7 protein-coding genes are annotated in these 8,378 nt (G+C 66.0%); all 7 read right to left on the reverse strand.

The window, feature by feature from the left end:
- Positions 1–830, reverse strand: an 830-nt coding sequence (locus HY726_10695) for a cobalamin B12-binding domain-containing protein (protein MBI4609468.1), incomplete at its 3' end; no start/stop codon positions are given.
- The gene (locus HY726_10700; protein ID MBI4609469.1) at positions 827–1,003 is read right to left on the reverse strand and encodes a hypothetical protein; all 177 of its coding nucleotides are present in this window, start codon (positions 1,001–1,003) and stop codon (positions 827–829) included. The genes HY726_10695 and HY726_10700, both read right to left, overlap by 4 nt.
- 92 nt (positions 1,004–1,095) lie before the next feature.
- Positions 1,096–2,034 carry a hypothetical protein gene (locus HY726_10705; protein MBI4609470.1) on the reverse strand — a complete coding sequence of 313 codons (939 nt, stop codon included), beginning with the start codon at positions 2,032–2,034 and terminating at the stop codon, positions 1,096–1,098.
- 73 nt (positions 2,035–2,107) lie between these two features.
- Positions 2,108–4,459, reverse strand: coding sequence for a hypothetical protein (locus HY726_10710; GenBank protein ID MBI4609471.1), 2,352 nt, complete (start codon positions 4,457–4,459; stop codon positions 2,108–2,110).
- Between the two features lie 20 nt (positions 4,460–4,479).
- Positions 4,480–5,241, reverse strand: coding sequence for a class I SAM-dependent methyltransferase (locus HY726_10715; GenBank protein MBI4609472.1), 762 nt, complete (start codon positions 5,239–5,241; stop codon positions 4,480–4,482).
- A gap of 38 nt (positions 5,242–5,279) precedes the next feature.
- Positions 5,280–6,905, reverse strand: a complete 1,626-nt coding sequence (locus HY726_10720) for a hypothetical protein (protein MBI4609473.1) — start codon at positions 6,903–6,905, stop codon at positions 5,280–5,282.
- Between the two features lie 8 nt (positions 6,906–6,913).
- Complete coding sequence (locus HY726_10725) at positions 6,914–8,368, reverse strand: radical SAM protein (GenBank protein ID MBI4609474.1); 1,455 nt, start codon at positions 8,366–8,368, stop codon at positions 6,914–6,916.
- Between the last annotated feature and the right edge of the window lie 10 nt (positions 8,369–8,378).

Consider the following 8,378-nt stretch of genomic DNA (forward strand, 5'->3'; position numbering starts at 1 on the left):
AGCCTCCGGCAGATCTCCTGCGTACGCTTCCGGTTGACCGTGAAGATCTCGTCCCGGAAATAGACCTCCCTGAACCCGTGGCTGCGGTAGTACTTCACCTCCTCTACCGCGCTCGCGGCAGACCGCACCCGGAACCGGGGACCATACAGGAACGGGGCTGTGCAGAACGTGCACTTCGAGGGACACCCCCGGGACGTGATGGTCGTGATGTAGGGCATCCGCTTCACGATGGGGTTGAAGTAGTCCACGTGCCTGGGCAGCAGGCTTGCATCCAGGAACGGGAGCACGTCCAGCTTGTCGATGAACGGGTAGTGGTCGTTGACGACCGGATGGCCGTCATCGAGATAGCCGATCCCTCGGATCTTCCTCCAGTCAGGATCTCCCGCGGCCAGGGCCCGCACGAGGTCCCGGACGACGAACTCCGGCTCCCGCCGGACGATGATGTCGATCCCTGGCTTCCCCAGCGCGTTCTCCGGCATGAAGGTCGTGTGGGAGCCGAACAGGATCGTCGTCAGGTCGCCCCTGGCCTCTTTCAGGCCGGCGAGGAAGCACGCATCCTCGTTGATCGTCATGGTCGAGGTATTGGCGATGACAAGCTCGTAGGCAGGGGCGAGCCCCTTGACCTCATCCAGCGTCCGCTGCTCCGCCATCGCGTCCAGGAAGTCCACCTCGTGCCCATCCTGTCGGAGCACGGTGGCCACGGAGAGCAGGAAGAAAGGCGGAACGGTCCCGCCTCCGATACGCTTCCCCTTGCACCAGCAGCCGTAGAGGACGTCCCTCACGACGTTCTTCGTGAACCGGCTTGAAGGGTTGAGCACCAGGATCTTCATCGTTCGAGCTCCTTCGGGTCAAAGTAGTTGGATGCGGCCACGTATCGCTCTTCCGGCGGCCGCCGCGTGATCAACCACCAGACGAGCCCTCTTCGGAGGAGCCGATCGAACCCCGCCAGCCGCCCCAGTGTGATGGCGTAGAGGCGAAGCCAGATCAGTCTCCAGGTCGTCATCAGCATGGGCAACCCTCCGGCCAGCCCCGCCTCCTCCCTCTGAACCGACCTAACGCCATCGGGCGGTCCCCTCGGGTCCGTGGCAGCAAGGATCACCCATGTCGCTGCATCTCCAGACCGGCCTCGAGGAAGTCCACTGAAAGCGGAATGACATACCGGTCATCCAGCCATCCGGGCTGAAGGACCTGGCCCTGGCGGAGACCCACTAGGTGACGGGCTACCACCCCGCTGCCATGGGCGACCAGCCCGTAGGGATACAGGAACTGGGTGCGTCGAGAGTTGGCGGAGCTATCGTGGCGCCCATCCGGCCCGACGCGCTCCTCGACGAAGGCCACAGCCTTGCGGAGGGATTCCAGTAGGGCATGGTCCTTGGCTTTCTGCTGGTATCGCACAAGCCAGCTCAGCGTCAGGCTGTGATAGCCGACGTCCGCCCCCCCGTACTCGGGATAGTACCCCTGCGGGTGTTGGGCGCGCACGAGCCGGCCGACCTCCGCCACCGCTTCGGCCTCGAGGCCCGTGTCCCCGGTCAGCAGGTAGCAGTTGTACAGGGCGACGGCTGCCGCCGCGTTCTGGTTTGAGGCCGGGCTGTCCGGGGCCCGGGCCAGCCACCGCGCTGTCCGCTCCCAGTTTCGCGGGAGGGGCCACCCCCACCGCAGGAGGGCCTCTGTCACGGCGGCAAAGCTGAAGGCCGTAGCGCACAGGGACCGCTCGTTCGGGTAGACCTCGCTCACGCTGCCATCACGGTTCCGGATCCCGGCCCAGAAGTCCACGGCCCCCCTGGCCAGCCCGGCGATCATGCGCTGGCCCGCGAATGGGTTCCCGTCCAGGCTGTGGTGATAGAGCAACGCCAGCAGATGGACCCCCTCCTGGAACCGCGCGTTGGGGAAATCCATCAGCCGGTACTGCCAGTAGTACCGGTCAAAGCACCCGTATGTCCGCGCCCCCTCCCGTCGGTCGGCCAGGCCGAGGATCCGCGGGACCTGCGCGAGCGCGAGGCCGGTATAGAGATCACCGTCCTCTCTGGTGCTCACGTCGTCCCCCTCATTCGCGGCGCCCTTGGCCCCACCTCGCCACCGTCCTGTCGAGCCCCAGCCCCGGTCCGGATCAGCCCCGCTCCAGCCTCACCTTGAAGACTGTCCCATTGTCCCTCTCATATACCTTGCTGAAACTCGCCGGGGCCGACGACAGCATCTGGTACAGTCGGTCGCCATCCCGTGAGGTCACGATGTAGTCGACGGCGTACCTCCGCGAGATCAGCACAACCTCCTCCACGCTAGCCTCACCGCTGTATATGCGCTTGGCATCGCGGAACCGCCCCTGGTAGTCGATCGAGCTCCTCGTCTTCTTGTAATCCGGGTCTGGCAACGAGACCCCGTAGTGGCGCGTGAAGGCCTGCAGGAAGAAGGCCGGCGTCGTCACGTCGAAGGCATGCTCCCGTGGCTTGACGAGCACCACAGCCGGATCCACGACCCTGTCCCGCAGGAACGCCAGCTCCTCCGGGATAATCGCGGACAGATCCCGGGGATACGGACCTCCCGAAGGAAGGGTGTACCGGGCCTCGAGCAGAGGGATGGCGCCCAGGACCAGGACGATCGTTGTGGCGCCCATCACGACGAGCGGCCAGCGGGGACCCCACGCCCGCTCCCCGGTCACCACCCTCCTGAGCGTTGCCCCGATGCCTCCCGTCAGGAACTCCATCGTGGCCATGAGGCCGAGCGCCAGCAGGGCGAGCATTCCGATCGGTGCCACCAACAACTCCTTCAGGAGATGGCGGTCGGCAATGGCGAGCTTCGCATGAGCGAACCCCGTCAGGCTCTGCAGCTGATGGGCAAAAAATCCGATGGCTCCCGTCAGGATCGCCAGGCCCACCGCCAGGGCCAGCCCCGCCCTGGCCACGCCGATCCGCCCCCACTGCACACCCCGGGCCCGGCGCAACCACGCGCCCAGAGAGGGGAGGTAAAGGTAGAGTATGGCACTCAGGCTGATCACGTTCAGGATCCGGAGCCAGCTGACCACCTTCCGGAGGAACACCTCCCCGGCCAGGCTCGCGACTCCGGTCGCCAGCAGCGGGTTGAACTCCACCATGAAGTGAAGAAGCGGAACCAAGACCAGCAGCTGAACCTCGATCCGGCTCCTCAGCCAGATGAACAGCAGCGGCGCGAGCAACAAGGCGGCGATCTGGACCGGATCCCGAAGGTCGGAGTAATAGGGGTTCGTCATCATGAGCCCCAGCCCCAGGTGCAGGGGGCGTTGGGGCGCGTACTCGGACAGCGACTCCGACTGCCCGGAGATAAGAGGGGCTTTGAAGGCCAGCACGACCAGCACGACCACCCCGACCAGGCCGAAGGCCCTGATCAGGCGCGTCTTGTCCCGCCGCTTCTCCGAACACAGGAGGGCCCCACCCATCAGCAGCCCCAGCGCCCAGAGAATGCCCAGTGACTCGGTGACATGGAGCACCGCGGGAACCGCATTGATCAGCGCGGCGCACCAGAGCGCACGGCCGGTCCCCTCCTTGAGATACAGGACGAGGAAGGCGAGCGTCACGGGTGAAAGGATCCAGATGGCAATGGTGGAGGGCTTGACCATATTGAGCATGGAATCCATTGCCATCACCACGACGTGGATCAGCACATATGCGAACGTCGCGGACAGGCCCACCCGAGGACCAAACAGCACACGCCCGAGGGGGTAGATGGCGAGCAGATAGGTGACGCCTACGAACGGGGCCGCATACGCCGAAGCCTCCACCGGGTCCACCGCGTTCGCCCTGGCCAGGACGGCCAGGACCAGGTGCCACAGGTTGTACCCATAGATGAACTCCACCCCCTCCCCCTTGAGGAAGGGGTTGGCCGGGTCGACAACGCCGTTCTCGAAGAGCTTCCTGACAAACGACATGTGATACCAGATGTCGGCCAGGCGATCGGTGAAGGCGTAGCCCGCATACCGGTACGCCAGGACAGCAGTGAGACCCAACAAGACGGCGAGAGCCACCGCCACCATCCCCTCGAACCGGGCATCCCCCTCGCCGCCCGCAGGCCTGTCCCCCTCCGGGCTCGGCTGAATCATGAAGAGGACTAGGGCGAGGCCGCTCAACCCGAAGAAGAGCAGGAGGGCGGTCTCCAGCTGCAGCCTGAGACCGTAGGCGAGGATCCCTGGGACCGCAAGGGTCAGGAGGCTGAGGCAGAAGGCCAGTGGGACCTTCTCGAGGAGCCCGAAGCTCCTCCGTCCGAACGTCAGGTCCAGGAGCACAAGTCCTGGCATCACCAGAAGGAGCACCCAGTACACCGCGAATCGGGCGAAAGGCGCCGACGCGGGCATGCCCAGGGCCCCCAGGCAGAGCCCTCCCACCAGGGCGACCCGGGCCCAGCGGGGCCATCTCGCGGCCCATGCGCCGACCCTGACGGCCGGTACCTGGCCGATCCCGGAGGCGCCGCAAGCACTGCGCGGTCGTGCCATGCCCAACCCCGTTGCGTCCCCTACTTCACCGCCACGATGATGGCCCACCGCCAGGTCATGCGATACCACGTCGGCCCTTCGGACACCTGATAAGCCCTACGCCAGGCCTCATCGCCCTGCCGATGCAGGGCGAGCATCTTTTCGTAGGTCTCCTGGTCCGGCGCCACTCCCCGCAGCCACGAGAGGAGGTCCACGCCCTCCATGAAATACGGCCTGAGCACCAGGTCTCCCAGCCCGGCCAGGTGCAGCAGACTGACCAAGTCGCTCTCGGTGAAGATGTGCCGGTCGTCAATGCAGCGGAACACAGCGGTATAGCGCTCGACCGCCGCGGAGCACGGCGGCACACCCTCGCAGAGGACCAGCCGCCCCCCGACCCTCAGGGCCCCCTTCACCCTGGCAAGGGCATCCGCGGGGGTGTCCAGGTGATGGAGGACATTCCGCATGAGCACGCAGTCGAACTCTTCCTGCCAGCCCAGCTCCTCGAAGGGTTTGTTGATGTAGCTCACACCGGGCATGGCAAGAGCCTCCGCCAAGAGCTGGGAGGACGGCTCGACTCCCGCGCACTCCCGGTATCGCTGGCTCAGCCCCCGGAGCATCGCGCCGGTCCCACAGCCCACCTCCAGCGCCCGCTCCCCTTCGCCGCACATCTCCAGGATGGCCCCGATCAGGCCCCCGTCTTTGACCCACTGGAGCTCGCTGTAATGCGTCGTCTTGTACGGCGAGAACACCCGGCGCCCGGCCACAGCCCTCCTGTCCCCCATGCCGCTGCTCTGACCCCTCACCGCATCCCTCCCTTCCCGCCCGATCTGCAACCCTTTGGTCACCTGTCAGTAGCGACCACCCGACGCAGCACCCTGAACACTCCCGTCTGCCGCTCCAGCACCACGACCGTGGGGAGGAACACCCCTCCCAGGACCCCGAGCTGCACCGCCACGTGCCCCGGGCTCTGCGCCCCCACCCCATAGAGCCCGATCCCGGCCACCACCCCGAGGATCATGCCCAGGAACGGGTAGAGGAGGCCAAGACAGTACCTCATCGCGGTCCGCCCGCCGGCCAGGACGGAGCGGGTGGTCTGCGCGAAGACCAGGACCGCGTACAGGGCCCAGCAGCAGACCGAGGCGAGGGCTACGCCCTCCAGCCGGTACCCGGCCTTGAGCAGGAGATACGCTCCGGCCACCTTGGCGGCCAGCAGGGCCATCCGCGTGAGGATCAGCGCGGCGCGCCGGTCCTGGCTGACCAGGATGTTCTCGTGCATCCAGGTCACCGACACGAAGAAGACCGACACGAGCAGCACTCTGAGGGCCGGCACTGCCGGCAGGTAGGCCGGCAGCAGCACCTGCACGGGGATATGAACCGTCAGGAAGCCGATCCCCACGATCAGGGCGGAGACCACGCTCATGATCCGCGTGGGCGTCACTACGTAGCCCGCCATGGACTCTATCGCCTCTTGCCGGCCGTACTGCTCCTGGTAGTAGGGGTAGAGCACCCGGATGAAATCGCCCAGAAAGTTCGTCAGGATGGTGACCACCAGGATCACGAGGCCGTAGTACCCCCAGTCCGCGTGGGTGAGGAACGTCACCACCATGAGGTTGTCGGCGGTCCTGAGCCCGAACAGCGAGAGGTCGCCCAGGAACAGGGCGATCCCGACCCCGAGCAGACGGCGCAGCTCTCCCCGCCCCCCGTCCCCGCGCTCCGGCAGCCCGACCCGCCTGAGGAGGTAGAAGAACAGGAGGATCTCCGAGACCACCATGGCCGCGAGCACCCCGTGCAGGCCAGCCACCAGCACCGAGCCCACTATGAGCCCGGTCCGCAACCAGGCGTCGAGGAGCAGGAACCTCCTGGCCAGCGCGAAGGCCTTCTGGACGTAGGTGAGCTCCTCCAGAAACGTGCGGGCCGCCAGCAGGACGATGAGGCACGCAGCCACCAGGAACGCCAGGCGGATCAGGGCCTCCCCGGAGGCGCTCAGGACGGATACCATCAGGCCGACGGCCACCAGCACGGAGATCACGAGGTGGGCCCGGTACGCCACGTGGGCGATGCCCGCCGCCCGGCCGTGGAGGCCCTTCCCCTGGAAATAGAGGATCTCCCGCCGGGCCGCCGTCTTGATCCCGAAGTGGGAGAAGCTCGCGTAGTTCACCACCAGGTTCACTAGGTTGACCACGCCGTAGAACGCGGGCCCCAGGAGCGCCGCCACGACGCCCCCCCGCAGCAGCCCGAACCCGGCCCAGACGAGGCGGCTGCCCGACAGGAACATCCCCTCGCGCAGGAGCCGCCCCTTGTCCAGCGCCGGGGCCAGACCGGCGTCAGGACCGAGCCGTGCTCCGCTGTCGGAGTGGCCAGGGCTCGCGCGGGCTCCAAGGACGCGCTCCCTCGGGACCACGACCCCAAAGCTCGTGGCAGGTCCGCCCGTCAGACCCGCGAAGAGATGCTGAAGACCTCGGCCCACCGTCCTGCCTAGTTCGCAGACGCCAGGAATCGCTTGCGCCGGTAGATCTTCAGGGCCTTTCGGCAGGCGCGCACCCACAACTCGATGCCGCTATACCGGAAGAACCGGGGCGCCAGGTAGTTGCGGACCATCTTCCAGCGATGGTCCCGGTAGTAATCCATCTCGATCTCCTTCAGCAGCTGCGCCTTCATCGCCCACAGCCTCTCGGTCGGCATGTCGGTCAGGTTGATCAGGAACTTGCTGATGGTGTTGGTGTCAGAGAGCTTTTCGATGTAGGCCAGCTCATCGGCGATCCGGCCGTTATCCATGGCCCACTTGTAGAGCTCGGTCCCCGGCAGCGGGGTGATCCAGAAGGTCCCGGCCGGCGCCTGGCTCCCGGTCATCCGGTTGAGCTTCTTCCGGAACTCGATGTGCTCCCTGGTCGTCTGTTCATCCTCCCCGGGAAGCCCGTAGATGAAGGACGCGCTCGGAGAGATTCCCTCTTCCCGCATCATCTTAAACTTCTCGATGGCATCATCCAGGGAGATATGCTTCTTGATGATCTTGAGGATCTTCTCGCTCCCGGACTCGATCCCCATCCCGAGCTTCTCGCAGCCGGCCGCCTTGATGGCCCGGATGATCTCTCGGTCCAGCTGGTCGACCCGGCCGCTGACGTTCCACCGGATGTTGAGGTTCGCCTTGATCATCAGCTCGCAGAGCTCCATCACCCGCTTCTTGGTGGAGAAGAAGAAGTCGTCCACGAAGGTCAGCACGTTGATCCGGTACTTCTCCTTCAGCCACTGCATCTCCGCCACGATGCTCTCCGGGGAGCGGTATACCGCCTTCTTCCCGAACGCCCGGTCACAGTACGTGCACGGATAGGGGCACCCCCTCGTGCCGAGGACCGCCATATGGCGCTGCCGCTGAGGGTTCACGAAAGAGGAGCGCCGCAGGTAGAGCTCAACCGGGAAAAGATCGTTCGCCGGGAAGGGGATGCTGTCCAGGTCCACCCGACGGCCCCTGGGCGCCGTCGCCAGGACCTGACCGTCCTTCTTGTACACGATCCCGGGGATGTTCTCCAGGGGCCGATGCCCCTCGAGGGCGTCCACGATCTCCAGGATCGCGTCCTCCCCCTCGCCATCCACGGCGATGTCCGCGTCGCTGTGCTCGAGAAAGAACTTCGGATGGGACGAGATCAGCGGGCCCCCGGCGAGGATGGGGACCTCTGGGCGGATCTGCCTCACCTCCCGGGCAACCCAGCGGGCGGCCTTGAAGACCGAGATCAGTCCACTGATGCAGACCGCATCGAAGCTAGCCCGCCGCAGGTAGTCGACGACCTCCTGGCGGGAGAACCGGTAGGCGTCGATGTCCAGGGCCTTCACCTTGTGCCCGGCCTTCATGAGAATCGCCCCGATGTAGGCCAACCCCATCGGCAGGATATGGGTCTGGCGGGCATTCGGCGGATAGATGAACAGGAACTCCATGGCCTACCTC

The sequence above is a fragment of the Candidatus Rokuibacteriota bacterium genome (assembly GCA_016209385.1).
Lineage (GTDB): Bacteria > Methylomirabilota > Methylomirabilia > Rokubacteriales > CSP1-6 > JACQWB01.

Coding starts and splice junctions, on each gene's coding strand:
- HY726_10700 (MBI4609469.1), bottom strand. CDS start 1,003: ATGACGACCTGGAGACTGATCTGGCTTCGCCTCTACGCCATCACACTG.
- HY726_10710 (MBI4609471.1), bottom strand. CDS start 4,459: ATGGCACGACCGCGCAGTGCTTGCGGCGCCTCCGGGATCGGCCAGGTA.
- HY726_10725 (MBI4609474.1), bottom strand. CDS start 8,368: ATGGAGTTCCTGTTCATCTATCCGCCGAATGCCCGCCAGACCCATATC.